Origin of the sequence: Phyllobacterium sp. OV277 (assembly GCF_900104355.1) — a bacterium.
GTDB lineage: Bacteria > Pseudomonadota > Alphaproteobacteria > Rhizobiales > Rhizobiaceae > Phyllobacterium.
Genome location: NZ_FNIY01000002.1, coordinates 496,307 through 513,152, shown reverse-complemented (window position 1 = coordinate 513,152; position 16,846 = coordinate 496,307). Strand labels below are relative to the sequence as shown.

Here is a 16,846-nt window from a genome sequence, read left to right as displayed (position 1 = left end):
CCATGGAAAGTTATAATCATGGAATCACAGACAATTGTCGAAGCCCTTTTTCTCGGATTGCTGGAAGGGTTAACAGAGTTTATACCTGTTTCCTCCACGGGCCATCTGCTGCTCGCCGGTCACTTCCTCGGCTTTGAGTCCAACGGCAAGACTTTTGAGGTCCTTATCCAGCTTGGAGCGATCCTTGCCATCCTCACCGTCTATTTCGGTCGTCTTCTGAAAATTGCCAAGGATTTCCCCAGTGACGCACGCACGCGGCGCTTCGTTGCCGGTATACTGCTCGCATTTCTGCCCGCTGTCGTGATCGGTATCTTTGCGCATGGCTTCATCAAAACAGTGCTGTTTGAATCGCCCATGCTGATCTGCGTCATGCTGATCATCGGCGGTATTATCCTGCTGTGGGTCGACCGGCTGGATCTGAAACCCCGTTACACCAATGTGATGGATTATCCGCTGTCCCTGTGCCTGAAGATCGGTTTTATCCAGTGCCTGGCCATGATCCCCGGAACATCCCGTTCCGGCTCCACCATTGTTGGTGCGCTCCTGCTTGGCACGGACAAGCGCTCAGCCGCCGAATTTTCATTCTTCCTGGCCATGCCGACCATGGCGGGCGCCTTTGCCTATGATCTTTACAAAAATCGCGATGTGCTGACGTTCAATGACGCATCTCTCATCGCTATCGGCTTCATTGCCGCCTTTATCTCGGGCGTATTCGTTGTGCGTTATCTTCTCGATTACGTCTCGCGCCATGGCTTTGCACTGTTTGCCTACTGGCGGGTGATTGTTGGTACGATTGGTCTCATCGCTCTCATCCTGATGAAGTAACAATAAAAAACCCCGGCAGTGCCGGGGTTTTCATTTCAGAGAACAGATACTGAAATCAGGCGGGTTTCTGGCTCGAATACTGGCCCTGCACACGGAAGCGCCAGAGATAGGACGGCAGGATCGTCTCGATTGTTTGCGGCTGGATGCCGAGCCCTTCAAGCGTGCGGTTCTCGGTTTTTGCCGCTTCGGAGACGATGGAGTCTTTTTGCAGCAGCACCACCTGATCCTTTGTCAGAAGCGGCTTTGGCAACATGCCGAGAACGGTCCCCTGAATTTTGGCGACCCACCATGGGATTGGAATAAAGATACGCTTGCGGCCGATGACGCGCAGGGTCTCTTCAAGACACTGGCGGAATGTCAGCACTTCCGCACCGCCAAGCTCATAGATCTGTCCTGATTTCAGCGAGCCATCGACCGAGCGGGCGAAGACCTCCGCCAGATCACCGACATAGGCAGGCTGGAACTTGGTCTTACCACCGCCAATCAGCGGCAGGAATGGCGAGATACGCGCCATGGCGGCAAACCGGTTGAAGAAATCATCTTCCGGACCGAACACGACGGACGGGCGGATGATTACCGCATCGGGCAATGTTTCATGGACGGCAGCCTCTGCACGACCCTTTGTGCTGGCATAAAGCGAAGAGGAGTGCGCATCAGCGCCGAGGGCTGACATATGTGTCAGCGGAACGCCCGCGGCACGCGCAGCTTCTGCCACGGCACGGGAGCCGAACTCATGCACAGTGCTAAAGCGCTGGGCGCCGCTCTCATAGGCAATGCCGACAAGATTGATGACGTGGTCGGAACCTGCAACGGCGCGGTCGATGGACCAACGATAACGCAGATTAGCCTGAACCGCCTGTATCTGGCCGACGCCGCCCAACGGCTGGAGGTGGAAGGCAAGGTCAGGACGGCGAACGGCGACACGAACGCGATAACCGCGCTTGGTCAGCGCCCGCACGATGTGACGACCGACAAAACCTGAGCCTCCGAAAATCGTGACAAGTTTTGGCTTCGTGATTGTCATCAGGCTCTCCTATGGAAATCGTCCTATATTCCTCTGCTGTTTAAAGCCTTTTGCTCCGAAGGCAAAGAGTTGATCGATATCAACTCTCGCGGCGCGTTGCCGCGCTTCGTCTCACGGCTTTTTCCAGTTGCCCGACAGGACGACCATGGAAAGAAGCTTCAGCGTATTGCCATAGTAATCTTCATCGGAAATCTTCCGTTCCACCATGTCATCCCAAATTGCATTCAGCCACATTTGATTACCGGCGTCGATCATCGCTGAAATACCGAATGCAGAAACAAAGGCCATGGAATTTTTGCTGTGATCCGGCAACGTTCGACCATCGAGTCGATAGCTGTCAGCAAGATGTCGGGGGTTATCTTTTGTCGCCATGCGGGCCCATTGATTGAGCGGTTGCAGGGCCGTGCGCGCGCGGGGCTCCGCGTACAACAGGTAATCCATCGCCACGCGCCAGGGATAGCGCGCGGCGTTCCAGGAGTAGAGACCGTCCCGCTCGTCACCAAGAAAACCGGCTGTGGCAGGTGTTGGCTTTGTATCAAGATGAAAGATGAAATCGGGCATCAAACCGGTTTTGGAAGCGTACCGTTTGCGGACATCATCAATGATATCATAGGTCCGGTCCCTTATCTCCAGCCATCGTTTGTCGCCCGTCGCGTCAGCAAAGGCTTTTAGATGCGACTGCATGAAATCGGAAGAGCGCGTGGTCATTGCGATCTCTGGCTCGCCATCGGCAATTGGCCAGTCGCCGATCATCAGATGACCGCCCTGTCCGTGAACGTCATGGCTCAAGATAGCGTCGAGCGTGCGGTCCGCTTCCTTCCGGTAGTTGAAGCTTCCCTTGCTTCCCCACGTGGAATCGGCGAGCAGAAGCGCATAGGCGATATCGAGATCACCATCGGTTGCGCTAATCTGGCCGCGAAACCGGCCGCCAGCATTCTTGCAGCCTGTGACCTGATTCCAAGCCATGAGACCGGGATTGGATGTTGCCGGAAAATCCTTGAAGTAGCGCACCATGCCATCAAAGATTGCATGGGCCTGTGGATCACGCTCTGCCATCAACACCATCAGCATCATGCCGTAACCATGGGCTTCCGATACCGTGATGGTGCCGGGAGCCGTATCGCCGCCAACGCGTTTTCCATCCGCATTAACCTTGATGAAGAAGCGCCCGTCGCCGCATGCCTGCACAACATACAGCTTCTTCCATTGTTGGTAGAAGACCACAAGTTGCCGGTCGAGATCAGATTGCTCCACATGATTGGGTTTGATCGATCCAGCGATGTAATTTGATGCGGCCTGAGCTTGTGACTGGGATATCATCGCCAGACTGAAAATCAAAAAACCGGCAATCCAACGGATCAGGCAATTCTTCATGGATGGCTCCGGGCACGGCAGGAAAGAATAATGGCCCGAAGCGTTATGGATCAATTGTGGCTGATTACCAGCCGCAGGCGGCGGAATAATCCGCAAGAACGCGGTCAATAGCGGTAATGAGGATCGCCTCAGGATTGTTGCGGTCTGCCGGTTTTACAGTGAGAGCAGGCAGGAATTGCCGCAGCAGTGTTTCCGGGATGTCTCGGCCACTTAGAGCGGCCATCAGGGTGTTAACCGCTGCTACCGCCTCGGGTTCCGTCCAGTAATAGCGAATGCGGTCGCTATAGCTGTAATGGCGCTGAACATGCAGCGCACCCTTCGCCCCATGATAGTGCGATGCCCAATGGTCAGGCTTTTGGAGCATCAGGCGTTCCATGGCGCGAGCGAGCGGGCGTTCGCCATAGGATGGATCAAGCTCCGACGCGATGAGATCAAGCCCGTACAGCGCTTCGCGCAATGCGAAGGTCAGTCCGGGGCCGACTTTGAGGATCGGAAATCCGTCGCGTACAAGTGCCGAAAGTGATTGTACCGTCTGATAGTCAGTGGAATGGGCTTCGAAGATGAATTGCGGCTCGCTATCCAGCAGCTTCGTCAGCATTATCGCCCGATCCGGCCTGTACTCGACAACATTCTCATTGCCGAATTCAACGCCGGGCTGAACGACAATTCCAATAACGCGGTCAAAGGCATCCTGCAGCCCTTCGCTGGCAAACCGCGCCCGGTGGACGGCAATTGTGTGCCGCGCTGCCTCCGGGCTGGTCGGCGTGACTTCAGTCAATTCATGATCCGCGCCGCCGGGAACAGGCACTTCCGTGCCGATAATATAATTCGGCAGGGCAAAGCCACTGTTCTGGGCCGCCTGTTCAGCTGCTTTGGCAAGCCGCGCCGCGCGTTGGGCGGTTATTTCATCATCAAGCGCTGCAGGCTCTCCCGCGCAACCCATGCTGGCATCCAGATGAATTTTGGTGAAACCAGCCTGCACATAGTCGATGACCATCGTCACGGCTTTCGCCATTGCCTCTTCGGCTGGGAGCTTGCGCCATGGATTGGGTCCAAGATGGTCGCCGCCAAAAATGAGGCTGTTCCGGTCAAAGCCTTCTTCCCGCGCCATCGCTTCGACGAAGACGACAAAATCCACGGGTGTCATCCCGGTATAGCCACCAAACTGGTTGACCTGATTGCACGTCGCCTCGATGAGCACGATCTGCCCATGCTGCTTGCCTCGCCGCAGGGCAGCCCTGATGACAAGTGGATGAGCGGAGCAGACGGATGTGATTCCCGCATTCTCGCCGTTCCGGTGTGCGCTGGCCAATTGGGAGAGGGACTTGAACATGTTTATTTCCTTGGTGTCGAAGCCATGAACTGGTCAAGTTCATGGAAAGTCGATGTGCCTTCCATGGGGCCGCGATGGGTAACATTGCGGGCTCCGGCCGCATTGGCATAGTCGAGCGCGTGTTCGGCTGAGTGGCCAAGACGACGGCATGTAAGGTAGGTGGCGCCAAAGCAATCGCCAGCGCCGGTCGGATCGATTTCATCGACAAGGAAAGCCGGACGATGAACAGGACCAGCCTTTGTATAGAGCGTGGAACCGTCCTGTCCCCGCTTCAGGACAATCTCGGAAATACCTGACGAAAGAAGCGCATCGATAGCTTCGTTTTCGGAGGCGGCTGGGCAGGCAACGAAGAGTTCATCTCCTGATGGCAGAAGCAGGTCTGTTGCCTGTAGAAGAGCGGCGAACTGACTGCCCGTTTCTTTGCCCGCGGCCAGTTCCTTGCGCATATTGGGATCAAGCGAGAGCGTTCCGCCACGCTGCTTGATGTCGTGCAGGGCGTATTCGACGATGGGCCATACGGCCGGGATCGACAGGGCAGATCCCATGACATGCAGATGACCGGCACGCGCAATCAGAGCTTTGGCGGCGTCCGTTAGCTTGATTTCACCGGCAGCACTGCGGGCGATATTATAAACAAAATCCCGTGTTCCATCATTTGCATAGCGCACAAAAGCGCTCCCCGTCGGATAATCGGGGCTGATGGTAATGGCCGAGACGTCGGCACCATCCTTGCGCAAACGTTCAATATTCAACCGGCCGAAATCATCCTTGCCAACGGTCGCAATGATACCTGCCTCAGCCCCCAATTTGGCCACCTGATCGATAAAGATAGCCGGCGCACCACTGGGGAAAGGCCCGATCAGTGGCTGTGCCTCGAGAAAGCCATTGCCTATTGTGGTGGCCATGATCTCGACGAGAATTTCGCCAATGGTGATGGTCGGGCCAAGGCTTTCCGGGGCCAGGGAAGAAAGGGGCATATCAAGCGTCATATCGGTATCTGCCTGTTGTCTCGCGCATGAATCGTCAATACGCTCGACAAAGACAGATAAGCCGTATTATTTCCGTGTCAACAAATAAATCTTTACGCGCGACAAGTTTTGGATCAGGCGGACATGCGCAGCATGATCTCGGCGTTCAGCAATATCCGCTCATTGGCGGGCAGTTCGAACTTCGCATCCTGATGCTCGCCGAGTTTGTGAAACAGCAGCGCCGCCGCTAGCCTGCCGATCTCGTTGTAGTTCTGCGCCACCGTTGTCAGTGGCGGGCACATATAGCGCGATAATGGCTGATCATCGTGACCTGCCACCCGCAGGTCGCAATCATCGCCGCGCCCAACCTTGACGCCGATCTGGAAAGCCGCAGCAATTACGCCGAATGCAACACGGTCATTGGCGCAAAGAACGGTCTTTGTTGGAAAACCGCCATTGCGCAAGATCTGGATTGTTGCGTCGAAGGCAGACTTTTCAAAATCCCAATTGGCTGTCTGCTCCACTTCGATGATCCGAGGTTCAAGCCTGAGGCGCTCCATGGCTTCACTATAGGCTTCGCGTCGCTCAAAAGCGTTGCTGTTGACGGGCGGCATACCGAAATAGCACGGCGCATCGCCGGATCGCGTCAGATAGTCGACGATGAGTTGAAAACTTTGCCGGTTATTCGTGCCGACAAAGGGCGAAACTGTATCGAGCGGGGAGTCCACATAGATCATGGGGATGGACTCGCCGAGCTTCAGCAATTTCTCCTGATGGGACTGCACGCCGAGGGGCGCGATGATGGACCCGGCGACGTTCATCGATTTGAATGTTTCGATGGCGCGCTCTTCAAGTTCCGGCTTGCCATCGGAGCTGAGCACAAAGGCGAGGTAACCCGCCTGTTCGGCAATTCCCTCAATGCGCCGGGTGAGGGCCGTATAGAACGGATCAGTGGAATTGGGAATAATGATGCCGAGGATATTGGTGCGGCGGCGATTGAGGTTGACCGCAAAAATGTTCGGCCGGAAGCCAGATTGCTTGACGGCAGCCTCAATGATTTCGCGGGTTTTCTTGCGCACCGAGTTGGGGTCGTTGAAATATTTCGACACGGTCGGACGGGACAGGCCCACAAACGCGGAAAAGTCTTCCATGGTCTTGATCGTCTTTTTCACCGCGCATTCCCTTTTCACGACCGATTCGCTTGTTCTAGGAGACATCGTCGTGCTTTTGAAGAAAATGTCCTGAGACAATCTCATCGGTCTTTCGATTGTATTCGTGCCATCGGCTGCAAATCATGCCAATCAAAAATTTACAAGGCTAATCACATGCGTCAAGTTTTCAATTAAACCGTACCAACTCTGGATCATGTCAAACTTCGCATTTATAACGCATGGTGATGTGGGATGTTCCTAGTCACTGAAGCGCTGTAGATTGATCCCATACGGAGCTTCGGAATTATTCCATCAGATTTTTGTATACATGTCCGTAAATATTTTTGTATGACTTATTTTAAGTTTACGTGCGTAAAGTTCGTAGGCTTAACCTTGGAGGAGGAAAAGAATGAGCGTTACCTTGAAGAGGCCAGCGCATCTGCTGCTCATGACCGCCGTCACCGGCGTTCTTGCCAGCACTGCGTTTGCAGAAGAATTGACCATCGCGACTGTCAACAATGCCGATATGATCGTGATGCAGAAACTGTCGCCCGAATGGGAGAAAGCGACCGGCAACAAGCTTAACTGGGTGGTTCTGGAAGAAAACGTGCTGCGTCAGCGCGTCACCACAGATATCGCCACCAAGAGCGGCCAGTTCGATATCCTGACCATTGGCGGATATGAAGAGCCAATCTGGGGCAAATCGGGTTGGCTCACGGCGATGGATGATCTTGGCGATGATTATGATTACGCCGATCTGCTCGATCCGATCAAAAAAGGCCTGACCGTAGACGGCAAGCTCTATGCGGTTCCGTTTTACACCGAGAGTTCCTTTACCCTTTATCGCAAGGATCTTTTCGATGCGGCAGGCCTGACCATGCCGGATCAGCCCACCTATGACCAGATCAAGGAATTTGCGGCCAAACTGACCGACAAATCGAAAGAACAATATGGCATCTGTCTGCGCGGCAAGGCTGGTTGGGGTGAGAACATGGCGTTCCTTGGAACCATGATCAACACCTATGGCGGTCGCTGGTTCGATATGGACTGGAAGCCCCAGATCAATTCGGCACCTTGGAAACAGGCGGTGGCGACCTATGTCGATCTGATGCAGCATTATGGCCCGCCCGGTGCCACATCCAATGGCTTTAATGAAAATCAGGCGCTCTTTGCCACCGGCCATTGCGCCATGTGGATTGATGCGACCTCCGCTGCGGGCCGCATTTATGATCCCAAGCAAAGCAAGGTAGCCGATAAGGTAGCGTTCACGCGTGCGCCGGTTCAGGTCACCCCCAATGGTGCGGGCTGGTCATGGGCATGGACACTGGCTATTCCGGCCACCTCCAAAAAGGTGGATGCGGCAAAGTCCTTCGTCAAATGGGCGACATCGAAAGAATATGTCAAACGGGTTGCTGCCAGTGAAGGCTGGGTTGCCGTTCCGCCAGGAACGCGCAAATCCACCTACGACAATCCGGAGTATCAGAAGGCGGCGCCTTTTGCGGTTACCGTTCTGAAGTCCATCATGGCCGCCGACCCAACAAAACCGACAAAGGATCCCGTGCCTTACACGGGTGTGCAGTTTGTTGCCATCCCCGAGTTTCAGGCTTTCGGGACAACGATCGGACAACTCATATCGTCGGCGCTTGCCGGAACGCAGACCGTCGATCAGGCGCTGGATGCGGGACAGCGGCAGGTCGAACAGATCATGACCCGCGCCGGTTACATCAAATAGCCCCATAATGAAGGTCCGCGCAGTAAATGCGCGGACCATTCGCCAGCATCTGAAATTTCAACAGGACAGAGTGGATTTGCCATGAAAGCCATTCATTTCACGGGCTTGGGCGCCGCCGGACTGGCCGATCTCAGGGAACCGGAGCTTGAGCCGGGGCACGCCCTTGTGCGTGTCATGGCATCCGGTCTCTGCCATACCGATATCGATGTTCTTTATGGACGTTATGGCAACGGTGCCTTTCCGCTGGTGCCGGGACATGAATATGCGGGTATTGTCGAAGCTGTTGCCGAGGACGTCACAGACTGGCGACCCGGCGACCGGGTTGCCGTTGACCCGAACATACCCTGTGGTAAATGCCGTTCCTGCCGTAAGGGACTGACCAATCTATGCGAGACACTGGAAGCCTATGGCGTATCACGCAATGGTGGGTTTGCTGAATATAGCACCGTTAAAACCGGTCATCTCCATGCCACGGGTAATCTGCCTTTCCATATTGCTGCACTGGCGGAGCCTCTGGCCTGTGTTCTCAACGGTCTTGGCAATGCACGGGCTTCAAGTGCCGAAAATGCCCTTGTGTTTGGCGCTGGACCGATCGGGCTTCTCATGGCCCTATCATTGAAGGCGCAGGGCGTTGAAGATGTCAGCGTTGCGGATATCAACGAAAGCCGCCTGACATTCGCCCAGTCCCTTGGCCTGACGCCTCTGCGCTCCGGCTCGTCCGATCTTCAAAGCCGAGCAAAGGCGTTCGATTTTGTTGCCGACGCTACGGGTATCGCGCGGGTGGTGGAGGATATGATCGCTTATACCGCTGATGGCGGGACTGCATTGGTCTTCGGAGTCAGCGCCCCGGATGCGCGCATTCAAATTGCACCATTCGAGATTTTCCGCCGCCAGATCAGTCTGGTTGGCTCCCATTCGCTGAACCGCAATATTCCCGAAGCACTGGCTATCCTGCAACGCGACGATGGAATGATGGCAAAGCTCGTTTCCCATCGCTTGCCGCTTGCGGACGTCCTTCCCTATTTGTCGAAAGGGACAGCAACCCCACAGACCATGAAAGTACAATTTTCAACTGAATAAAACAGATGAAGATTTGCATCGGTATAAGACTTGGCTAGCATAAACCTCATGCCAATTTGATTGGATCAGGATGAGGAATATGTAATGGATAGCAATATACCGAGCCCGGAAGTATTTACCCATGTACGCGTGATCATAGGAATTATTCTGGGGCTGAGTATCTCGCGTCTGTTGACCGGTGTCGCCCGTATCATCCAGCATCCCCTGCGCAAAAATATCTACGCGGTTCATCTTGGCTGGGTATTCTTCGCATTTTTGACGGTTGTGCATTTCTGGTGGTTTGAATTTTATCTGCACCAGACATTAGTGTGGAAATTTGAGGCTTATCTTTTTGTTATTTTCTACGCCAGCCTGCACTTTCTGGCCTGCGGCTTGCTGTTCCCCGATAGCATGGAAGGCTATTCCGGTTACGAGAACTACTTCATGTCACGGCGTGCGTGGTTCTTCGGCATATTGATGGCGATTTTTGTGGTTGATTTTGCCGACACAGCCATGAAAGGGCGGGAGCATTTTCATTCACTCGGACCGGAGTATCCATTCCGCAATCTGTTTCTCATCATTGTCTGTGGAGCTGCCATTTTTGTGCGCGAGCAGAGAACGCAGCTGATACTCCTTGGTCTCGCGCTCATCTGCCAGATCGTATTCATCCTCATCCAGTTCGATACGATTTAACAACGCACAAAGAAAAACCCGCCGGTCACGAGACCGGCGGGTTTCTGTTTCAGTCTGAAACGCTGGGAAAAGCTTAGTTCTTTTCCTGCTTCTTCAGAGCGGCACCGAGGATGTCGCCGAGCGAAGCGCCGGAGTCGGACGAGCCGTACTGTGCGACTGCTTCCTTCTCTTCAGCGATTTCAAGCGCCTTGATGGAGACCTGCAGCTTGCGGGTCTTCTTGTCGAAGGCGATGACGCGGGCGTCAACCTTCTGGCCAACCGTGAAACGCTCTGGACGCTGTTCGTCACGATCGCGGGAAAGATCCGCACGACGGATGAACGAGTCGAGATCGTGGTCAACCAGACGAACTTCGAGGCCGCCATCGGTAATGCCGGTCACTTCGACAGTTACAACAGCGTTCTTGCGCAGTTCACCTGATGTTGCTGCTTCACCGACCTTGTCGCCTGTGAGCTGCTTGATGCCGAGCGAGATGCGTTCCTTCTCGACGTCAACATCGAGAACCTGCGCCTTGACCACGTCACCCTTGTTGTACTCTTCAATGACCTGTTCGCCTGGACGGTTCCAGTCGAGGTCGGAGAGGTGAACCATGCCGTCCACATCGCCGTCGAGGCCAATGAACAGGCCGAATTCGGTCTTGTTCTTGACTTCGCCTTCGACGATCGTGCCGACAGGGAACTTGTCTGCGAAGGTTGTCCATGGGTTGTCGAGTGTCTGCTTGAGACCGAGGGAGATGCGGCGCTTGACCGGATCCACTTCGAGAACAACGACTTCGACTTCCTGCGTGGTCGAGAGCAGCTTGCCCGGATGCACGTTCTTCTTTGTCCAGGACATTTCGGAAACGTGGATAAGGCCTTCGATGCCTGGCTCGATTTCGACGAATGCACCGTAGTCGGTGATGTTCGTAACCGTACCGGTGATCTTTTTGCCGATCGGATACTTCGCACCGATACCATCCCAAGGATCGCTTTCGAGCTGCTTCATGCCGAGCGAAATACGATGTGTTTCCTGGTTGATACGGATGATCTGAACCTTGACCGTCTGGCCGATGTTCAGGATTTCCGAAGGATGGTTGACGCGGCGCCATGCCATGTCAGTGACGTGCAGCAGACCATCGATGCCGCCCAGATCAACGAACGCACCGTAATCGGTGATGTTCTTGACGACGCCTTCAACGACCTGACCTTCTTCAAGGTTCTGGACGATTTCAGAGCGCTGTTCTGCACGGCTCTCTTCAAGAACGGTACGACGCGAAACAACGATGTTGCCGCGACGCTTGTCCATCTTGAGGATTTCGAAGGGCTGCGGGTTGTGCATCAGCGGAGTAACGTCGCGGATCGGACGGATGTCAACCTGCGAGCGCGGCAGGAAGGCTACGGCGCCGTCGAGATCAACGGTGAAGCCACCCTTGACCTGATTGAAGATAACACCATCGACGCGTTCGCCGCGGTTGAACTTCTCTTCAAGACGGACCCAGCTCTCTTCGCGGCGTGCTTTTTCACGCGACAGAACGGCTTCGCCGAGGGCGTTTTCGATACGCTCGACGTAAACTTCAACGATATCGCCCGGCTTTAGCGAGCCGTCTTTGGCTTTCGCGCCGAATTCCTTGAGCGGTACGCGGCCTTCAACCTTGAGGCCGGCGTCAATGATCGCCATGTCTTTTTCGATGGCGACGATGCGGCCCTTGACGACATAACCTTCAGCAAGGTCATTGGTGGCAAAGGACTCGGCGAGAAGAGCTTCGAAATCTTCGCGCGTTGGATTGGCTTGAGACATAAATACTCCTGATATGTCCGGAAATAGTCATCGGACACAGCACCGGTGGTTCGTGTTACGGTTCATTTGCGTGCCAACCCGCCCTTACAAGGGCAATCCGGTGCGTGGATCGGTAGCAAATGCTTGTTTAATGCTTGTTTCCCACCAAAGCCTGATCAATCAGCTTTTTGGCAGCAAGAAACGCGGTCTCTATATCCATTTCTGTCGTATCAAGCAAGTGCGCGTCGGAAGCGGGCTTGAGCGGCGAGTCCGTGCGGCCCATATCGCGCGCATCACGGCGGGTGAGATCGGCCAGAATTTCCTCATACTCGGCACCCCCGCCGGTTGATCTGATCTCTTCAAAGCGGCGCTTGGCCCGTGCTTCCGGTGAGGCGGTAATATAGAGTTTGACCGGCGCGTCCGGGCAAACAACGGTGCCGATATCGCGCCCGTCAAGCACAGTGCCGGGTGAGCGCTGGGCAAAAGCCTGTTGTGACGCGACAAGTGCCCGGCGCACAGCGGGCATGACTGCGACCTTCGATGCGGCTTCACCGACGTCGTGTGTCGATAGCGCCGTCCGGTCAAGTTTGGACAGGTCAACAGTGCGCGCTGCCTTTTCGGCGAGGAACTCGTCATCAAGCGCCATGTTCTGGTCGAGCAATGCCTTGGCAACAGCCCGGTAGGTCAGACCCGTGTCGAGATGGTGATAACCGTAATAGTCGGCGATCCGTCGCGCCAGTGTTCCCTTGCCAGATGCAGCCGGACCATCAATGGCAATGGTGAACCGGGATGGTACATCGACATCATCCTTTTCATCGCGGTCAAACAGCCAATTGCCCAGTGCGAACAGCGAATAGGCAGCAGCAAGGACCAGCGTTATCAGGGGCGTAATGCCGATCGACACAAAGGCAAAGCCACCCACCGTTGTCACCATCGAGGAAAGCCAGTCCGGCAGATAGGCCGATAAATTCTGCAGCAATGCATCAATGGCGAAGATCAACGCAAACTGGAAAATGAACAGCCAGAACAGGAGAGCGAACAGTCCGAAGCGGACTTTCAGCGCAAATCGCTCAATAGCGTAGGAAACACCGACAATGACCAGAGACGTCAGGATAAAATACATCAGACGCCCCCTGCCTGCGGCAAGACCGTTTTCGATACACTCTGCATATGGACAGCAGGTTCGATCATAACACTCTTTTTCCGGCCTTTGCGCCCATGAGGAAGCCTATACCATAACCGGCGATTGAACCGAACGCGGGCGGCAGAAGCAAAAACTGATAGGGCGTCCAATCGCTTGTTCCTGCAGTTTCGACCTCGGGCAAGCCTGACCGTGAACCGTCGGAGACGTTCCACGCATAGAGGAAGATCAGCAGCAAAGGAAGAACGACCCGCATGATCGTGCTCAAAATGCCGGGCCATGGCCGCGATGATCCACTGGAAATTGTGCCCGCATAGGCGCTTCGCCCCGCCCAGACGATGAACGGTACGCTCGACATCAAATAGAGAAAGTATACCGTCAATGCGGAAAAAAATGCGCTCATATGCGTATCAGGCTGGCGTTCCCTGCTCTGAAATCTCGGCACCCATGCCGGTCATCATACCCATGAATTCCGGAAAGCTGGTGGCAATCATGGTTGAATCATCGACGGTGACGGGCTTTTCCGCGACGAGGCCCATGACAAGGAAGCTCATGGCAATGCGATGATCAAGATGCGTTTCAACCGTACCGCCGCCGATGCCCTTACCGTCAGGGCGCCCGCGAACGCTCAGGGTTTCAGGCCCTTCCGTGCAATCGACGCCGTTGACCTTGAGGCCGTTGGCAACCGCTGACAGGCGGTCCGATTCCTTGACCCGCAATTCCTCGAGCCCGTTCATCACGGTCTCTCCCGTGGCGAAAGACGCAGCCACGGCGAGCACGGGATATTCATCGATCATCGAGGGCGCGCGATCAGCAGGCACGGCAATACCCTTAAGCTCAGAGGCACGTACCCGAAGATCGGCAACATCCTCGCCGCCAGCAAGACGTGCATTGAGGATTTCAATGCTGGCACCCATTTCCTGCAGGGTCAGGATAAGTCCGGTGCGGGTGGGATTCATCAGCACATTGCGGATGGTGATATCGGAGCCGGGAACAAGCAATGCTGCCACGAGCGGGAACGCTGTTGACGATGGATCGCCGGGCACATCAATGGTCTGACCTGTAAGTTTGCCCTGACCCTCAATGCGGATATGGCGCACATTGTCCCTGTCGGTTTCGACGGTAAGGTTAGCGCCAAAGCCCTGTAGCATCTTTTCCGTGTGGTCGCGCGTCATCACAGGTTCGATGACCGTTGTGATTCCAGGCGTGTTGAGACCTGCCAGCAGCACAGCGGATTTGACCTGCGCCGACGCCATGGGAACGCGGTAAGTGATGGGAGCGGCAACTTTCGGACCGCGCAATGTCAGCGGCATACGGTCGCCTTCCGATGCGGTCACCTGAACGCCCATTTCCCGCAACGGGTTGAGCACGCGGCCCATCGGCCTTTTCGACAGGGATGCGTCACCGATGAATGTGGTTTCCATCGCGTAGGTGCCGACAAGGCCCATGGTGAGACGTGCGCCGGTTCCGGCATTGCCGAAATCAAGCGGCGCTTCGGGTTGCAAGAGGCAGCCATTGCCGGTGCCCTTGATGATCCAGACCTCGCCTTCTTTGACGATCGTTGCGCCCATAGCCTGCATGGCGCGGCCAGTGTTGATCACATCCTCGCCTTCAAGCAGTCCCGTGATACGGGTTTCACCGGAGGCAAGGCCGCCAAACATGAAGGAACGATGCGATATCGATTTATCGCCCGGAATCCGGATATCGCCGGTAAGGGCTTTGGAGCGGCGGGCTGTGGCGGGCTTGGGTAATGCGGAATGGGACATGAGCAGGATCGATCACAAGGAAAATGGATGTTTCAGGTGTTGCCTACAGGCGCTGGCGTTCGTAACACAGCTTGCCGGTTCGGTCATCTCGCAAATGCATTGATTGGCTCAATGGCAATCACTCATCGTTTTTGGCTTTGACAAATGCGCTGAATTGCGTTTATGGGACCAGAAATCCATTTGATGAGCGCTGGCATAAACGGTTGGACGATGGCATACCGAATGCAGGCGCAGCCAGAAGACGAGGCATAACGTGGTAAATGCAAAACTTGGTACCAAGCGAGTTGACCCTGAAACGGGTCAGAAATTCTACGATCTGAACCGCGATCCGATTGTCTCGCCTTATACAGGCAAGAGCTATCCGCTGAGCTATTTTGATTCGACCGCTCCATCTGTTCGTGAAGAAGAGGAAGAGGCCGAGACCGAAGAAGTGGACGTTGTTCTGGAAAAGCCGGAATTCGTTTCACTTGAAGAAGCTGACGGCGATACCGATGCTGATGTGCCGGATCTGGGCGATGACGTCGACGTTGATGTCGATGATGCCGATGATGACGATACGTTCCTTGCCGAAGACGAGGAAGATGAAGATGATGACGTTACCGACATCCTCGGCGGCGGTATCGGCGAAGACGACGAAAATTGATTTTCATCAAGGTCTTTCGCTCTTCCGGAAAATAACGGAAATATCCGGCGAATAGACCTTGATCTTCTCTGCGGCGGGCTTTATGTACCCGCCTCGGAACGGTTCCCGACCGTTCGACTGTCCAGCCGGATTTATCCGGCTTAGCCGAAACCGGCTAATGGAATGGGGCCATAGCTCAGCTGGGAGAGCGCTTGCATGGCATGCAAGAGGTCAGCGGTTCGATCCCGCTTGGCTCCACCAAATCCTTCAGTACTAAATTTTAGTTTTCTGGCATTGACACCGAAAGGGTCTGATCCGATTGTCGGAGATATTGCTCATTCCCCTTTATTCAGGGGTTTTTTAGAAACCTTTTCGCTAACCATTTATCTGGGCCTTGTGGTCCTCTTATGCATTTGACGAAGGAAAGGTCATGTCTTCCGAACTTACGACTGTTATTTCCGGCTCATATCGCAAGCATCTTCGCGCGCTATACGATTTAAAGCAGCGGCTGGAATCCGCTGGAATCAGGGTTCTTTCTCCGGTGGGCTCAGGTGCGATCAACGTTGGCGAAGAGTTTGTGCTCCTTGATGCCGATCCCATACATGACCCGCGAACTCTTCAAGATTCGATTTTCGCCAAGATTCGTATTTCTTCCTTCCTCACTGTTTGCAATATTGATGGGTATATAGGGTCAGCTGCGCTTCTTGAAATCGGTTATGCAATTGCAAACGGGCTGCAAATTCTAACGGTCGTGCCAGTGAAAGACCCAAACATCGCTCCCTACGCACGAACAATTGGGGATGTCTTCGGTTCAAGAATGAGTCAGTAAAAGAATGCGAAGCAGATTAAGCCTTGTTGGAAAAAACCACGGCTGCGAACAAAACGACGCCAGCAAGAACGATAAACGAGCCGATACCAACAAGTGGCTCCATTGCCGTATGGCCAAGATTGAGGAAATACAGCGCCGGAATCATGATGATGACGCCTATCGTAAAGACGGCGAACTGGATCATCGGCAATCGACCCTGGGCCTTGGCGGGATTGAGCGCGTAATAAATGCCGAATATGGCGCTGGTGACCCAGCCAAGCAGGTTGAGGTGCGCGTGAGCAGGGAACGCCGCATGGTCGCCCGATATGCCCATTTGAAGCCCTAGGAGAATACCGATCAGAAAGAAGACAGTTGCGGTCTTGAAGAACAGCTGCGAAACCCGGGGCATGAGCGTATTCTTTCGTTGAGCTAAAATATCAGTCTCGCAGATTTATATTCCCGAATCCGGGTTTATTCCAGAGGGGCAGCTTTCGGGCAAAGCGCGACCTGGATGCCATAATGGAGAACTATTTTGCAGCCTTGCGCCGCGATTGCTGTTTTCGACTGGATTAGCTTGATAAAATCGATCAAAGCAGT

16 protein-coding genes and 1 tRNA gene are annotated in these 16,846 nt (G+C 54.6%); 7 read left to right on the top strand and 10 right to left on the bottom strand.

Features of this window, described 5'->3' with window-relative positions; all coding sequences use genetic code 11:
• Window positions 1-18 precede the first annotated feature (18 nt).
• Window positions 19-825 carry an undecaprenyl-diphosphate phosphatase gene (locus BLU05_RS08440; RefSeq protein ID WP_091879211.1) on the top strand — a complete coding sequence of 269 codons (807 nt, stop codon included), beginning with the start codon at window positions 19-21 and terminating at the stop codon, window positions 823-825.
• 55 nt (window positions 826-880) lie between these two features.
• On the opposite strand, the gene BLU05_RS08435 is transcribed toward BLU05_RS08440, so the two are convergent.
• From BLU05_RS08435 to BLU05_RS08415, 5 genes are all read right to left on the bottom strand, one after another.
• The gene (locus BLU05_RS08435) at window positions 881-1,849 is read right to left on the bottom strand and encodes a complex I NDUFA9 subunit family protein (protein ID WP_091879209.1); all 969 of its coding nucleotides are present in this window, start codon (window positions 1,847-1,849) and stop codon (window positions 881-883) included.
• A gap of 111 nt (window positions 1,850-1,960) precedes the next feature.
• Window positions 1,961-3,223 carry a glycosyl hydrolase family 8 gene (locus BLU05_RS08430; RefSeq protein ID WP_091879208.1) on the bottom strand — a complete coding sequence of 421 codons (1,263 nt, stop codon included), beginning with the start codon at window positions 3,221-3,223 and terminating at the stop codon, window positions 1,961-1,963.
• Between the two features lie 64 nt (window positions 3,224-3,287).
• Window positions 3,288-4,556, bottom strand: coding sequence for a D-tagatose-bisphosphate aldolase, class II, non-catalytic subunit (locus tag BLU05_RS08425; RefSeq protein ID WP_091879206.1), 1,269 nt, complete (start codon window positions 4,554-4,556; stop codon window positions 3,288-3,290).
• A 2-nt stretch (window positions 4,557-4,558) separates the two neighbouring features.
• Window positions 4,559-5,533, bottom strand: coding sequence for a tagatose kinase (locus BLU05_RS08420; RefSeq protein WP_244518238.1), 975 nt, complete (start codon window positions 5,531-5,533; stop codon window positions 4,559-4,561).
• A 125-nt stretch (window positions 5,534-5,658) separates the two neighbouring features.
• Window positions 5,659-6,741: a LacI family DNA-binding transcriptional regulator gene (locus BLU05_RS08415; protein ID WP_348271757.1), complete on the bottom strand. Its 1,083-nt coding sequence runs from the start codon at window positions 6,739-6,741 to the stop codon at window positions 5,659-5,661.
• Window positions 6,742-7,123: 382 nt separating this feature from the next.
• On the opposite strand from BLU05_RS08415, the gene BLU05_RS08410 reads away from it, so the two are divergent.
• The 3 genes from BLU05_RS08410 (at window position 7,124) to BLU05_RS08400 (ending at window position 10,159) form a co-directional block, all read left to right on the top strand.
• A complete protein-coding gene (locus BLU05_RS08410; protein ID WP_091880181.1) occupies window positions 7,124-8,407 on the top strand; it encodes an ABC transporter substrate-binding protein in 1,284 nt (427 codons plus the stop codon).
• A gap of 81 nt (window positions 8,408-8,488) precedes the next feature.
• Complete coding sequence (locus tag BLU05_RS08405; protein WP_091879201.1) at window positions 8,489-9,487, top strand: zinc-dependent alcohol dehydrogenase family protein; 999 nt, start codon at window positions 8,489-8,491, stop codon at window positions 9,485-9,487.
• An 84-nt stretch (window positions 9,488-9,571) separates the two neighbouring features.
• Window positions 9,572-10,159 (top strand): hypothetical protein, encoded by a 588-nt coding sequence (locus BLU05_RS08400; protein WP_091879200.1) that lies wholly within the window; start codon window positions 9,572-9,574, stop codon window positions 10,157-10,159.
• Window positions 10,160-10,232: 73 nt separating this feature from the next.
• On the opposite strand, the gene rpsA is transcribed toward BLU05_RS08400, so the two are convergent.
• From rpsA to aroA, 4 genes are all read right to left on the bottom strand, one after another.
• Window positions 10,233-11,933: a 30S ribosomal protein S1 gene (rpsA, locus tag BLU05_RS08395; protein ID WP_091879198.1), complete on the bottom strand. Its 1,701-nt coding sequence runs from the start codon at window positions 11,931-11,933 to the stop codon at window positions 10,233-10,235.
• 127 nt (window positions 11,934-12,060) lie between these two features.
• Window positions 12,061-12,741 (bottom strand): (d)CMP kinase, encoded by a 681-nt coding sequence (gene cmk / locus BLU05_RS08390; RefSeq protein ID WP_244518298.1) that lies wholly within the window; start codon window positions 12,739-12,741, stop codon window positions 12,061-12,063.
• Between the two features lie 358 nt (window positions 12,742-13,099).
• Window positions 13,100-13,456 (bottom strand): hypothetical protein, encoded by a 357-nt coding sequence (locus BLU05_RS08385; RefSeq protein ID WP_091879197.1) that lies wholly within the window; start codon window positions 13,454-13,456, stop codon window positions 13,100-13,102.
• A gap of 7 nt (window positions 13,457-13,463) precedes the next feature.
• On the bottom strand, window positions 13,464-14,819 hold the full coding sequence (aroA, locus tag BLU05_RS08380) for a 3-phosphoshikimate 1-carboxyvinyltransferase (protein WP_091879195.1): 1,356 nt from the start codon (window positions 14,817-14,819) through the stop codon (window positions 13,464-13,466).
• Between the two features lie 253 nt (window positions 14,820-15,072).
• Between aroA and BLU05_RS08375 the strand changes: the two genes are divergently transcribed.
• From BLU05_RS08375 to BLU05_RS08365, 3 genes are all read left to right on the top strand, one after another.
• Window positions 15,073-15,462, top strand: a complete 390-nt coding sequence (locus tag BLU05_RS08375; RefSeq protein ID WP_091879193.1) for a TIGR02300 family protein — start codon at window positions 15,073-15,075, stop codon at window positions 15,460-15,462.
• 164 nt (window positions 15,463-15,626) lie between these two features.
• Window positions 15,627-15,702 (top strand) — tRNA-Ala (locus BLU05_RS08370).
• 169 nt (window positions 15,703-15,871) lie between these two features.
• Entirely contained in the window at window positions 15,872-16,270 is a 399-nt protein-coding gene (locus tag BLU05_RS08365) for a hypothetical protein (RefSeq protein WP_091879192.1), read from the top strand.
• A gap of 16 nt (window positions 16,271-16,286) precedes the next feature.
• Here the strand turns inward: BLU05_RS08365 and BLU05_RS08360 are convergent, their stop codons facing one another.
• Window positions 16,287-16,658 carry a heme-copper oxidase family protein gene (locus BLU05_RS08360; RefSeq protein WP_091879191.1) on the bottom strand — a complete coding sequence of 124 codons (372 nt, stop codon included), beginning with the start codon at window positions 16,656-16,658 and terminating at the stop codon, window positions 16,287-16,289.
• Window positions 16,659-16,846 lie beyond the last annotated feature (188 nt).

What these genes read in the sequence shown, in the direction of transcription:
- BLU05_RS08400 (WP_091879200.1), top strand. Translation starts at nt 9,572, where the DNA reads ATGGATAGCAATATACCGAGCCCGGAAGTATTTACCCATGTACGCGTG.
- BLU05_RS08410 (WP_091880181.1), top strand. Translation starts at nt 7,124, where the DNA reads ATGACCGCCGTCACCGGCGTTCTTGCCAGCACTGCGTTTGCAGAAGAA.
- BLU05_RS08365 (WP_091879192.1), top strand. Translation starts at nt 15,872, where the DNA reads ATGTCTTCCGAACTTACGACTGTTATTTCCGGCTCATATCGCAAGCAT.
- BLU05_RS08430 (WP_091879208.1), bottom strand. Translation starts at nt 3,223, where the DNA reads ATGAAGAATTGCCTGATCCGTTGGATTGCCGGTTTTTTGATTTTCAGT.
- BLU05_RS08435 (WP_091879209.1), bottom strand. Translation starts at nt 1,849, where the DNA reads ATGACAATCACGAAGCCAAAACTTGTCACGATTTTCGGAGGCTCAGGT.
- BLU05_RS08440 (WP_091879211.1), top strand. Translation starts at nt 19, where the DNA reads ATGGAATCACAGACAATTGTCGAAGCCCTTTTTCTCGGATTGCTGGAA.
- aroA (WP_091879195.1), bottom strand. Translation starts at nt 14,819, where the DNA reads ATGTCCCATTCCGCATTACCCAAGCCCGCCACAGCCCGCCGCTCCAAA.
- BLU05_RS08425 (WP_091879206.1), bottom strand. Translation starts at nt 4,556, where the DNA reads ATGTTCAAGTCCCTCTCCCAATTGGCCAGCGCACACCGGAACGGCGAG.
- BLU05_RS08385 (WP_091879197.1), bottom strand. Translation starts at nt 13,456, where the DNA reads ATGAGCGCATTTTTTTCCGCATTGACGGTATACTTTCTCTATTTGATG.
- BLU05_RS08415 (WP_348271757.1), bottom strand. Translation starts at nt 6,741, where the DNA reads ATGTCTCCTAGAACAAGCGAATCGGTCGTGAAAAGGGAATGCGCGGTG.
- BLU05_RS08360 (WP_091879191.1), bottom strand. Translation starts at nt 16,658, where the DNA reads ATGCCCCGGGTTTCGCAGCTGTTCTTCAAGACCGCAACTGTCTTCTTT.
- BLU05_RS08405 (WP_091879201.1), top strand. Translation starts at nt 8,489, where the DNA reads ATGAAAGCCATTCATTTCACGGGCTTGGGCGCCGCCGGACTGGCCGAT.
- BLU05_RS08420 (WP_244518238.1), bottom strand. Translation starts at nt 5,533, where the DNA reads ATGCCCCTTTCTTCCCTGGCCCCGGAAAGCCTTGGCCCGACCATCACC.
- rpsA (WP_091879198.1), bottom strand. Translation starts at nt 11,933, where the DNA reads ATGTCTCAAGCCAATCCAACGCGCGAAGATTTCGAAGCTCTTCTCGCC.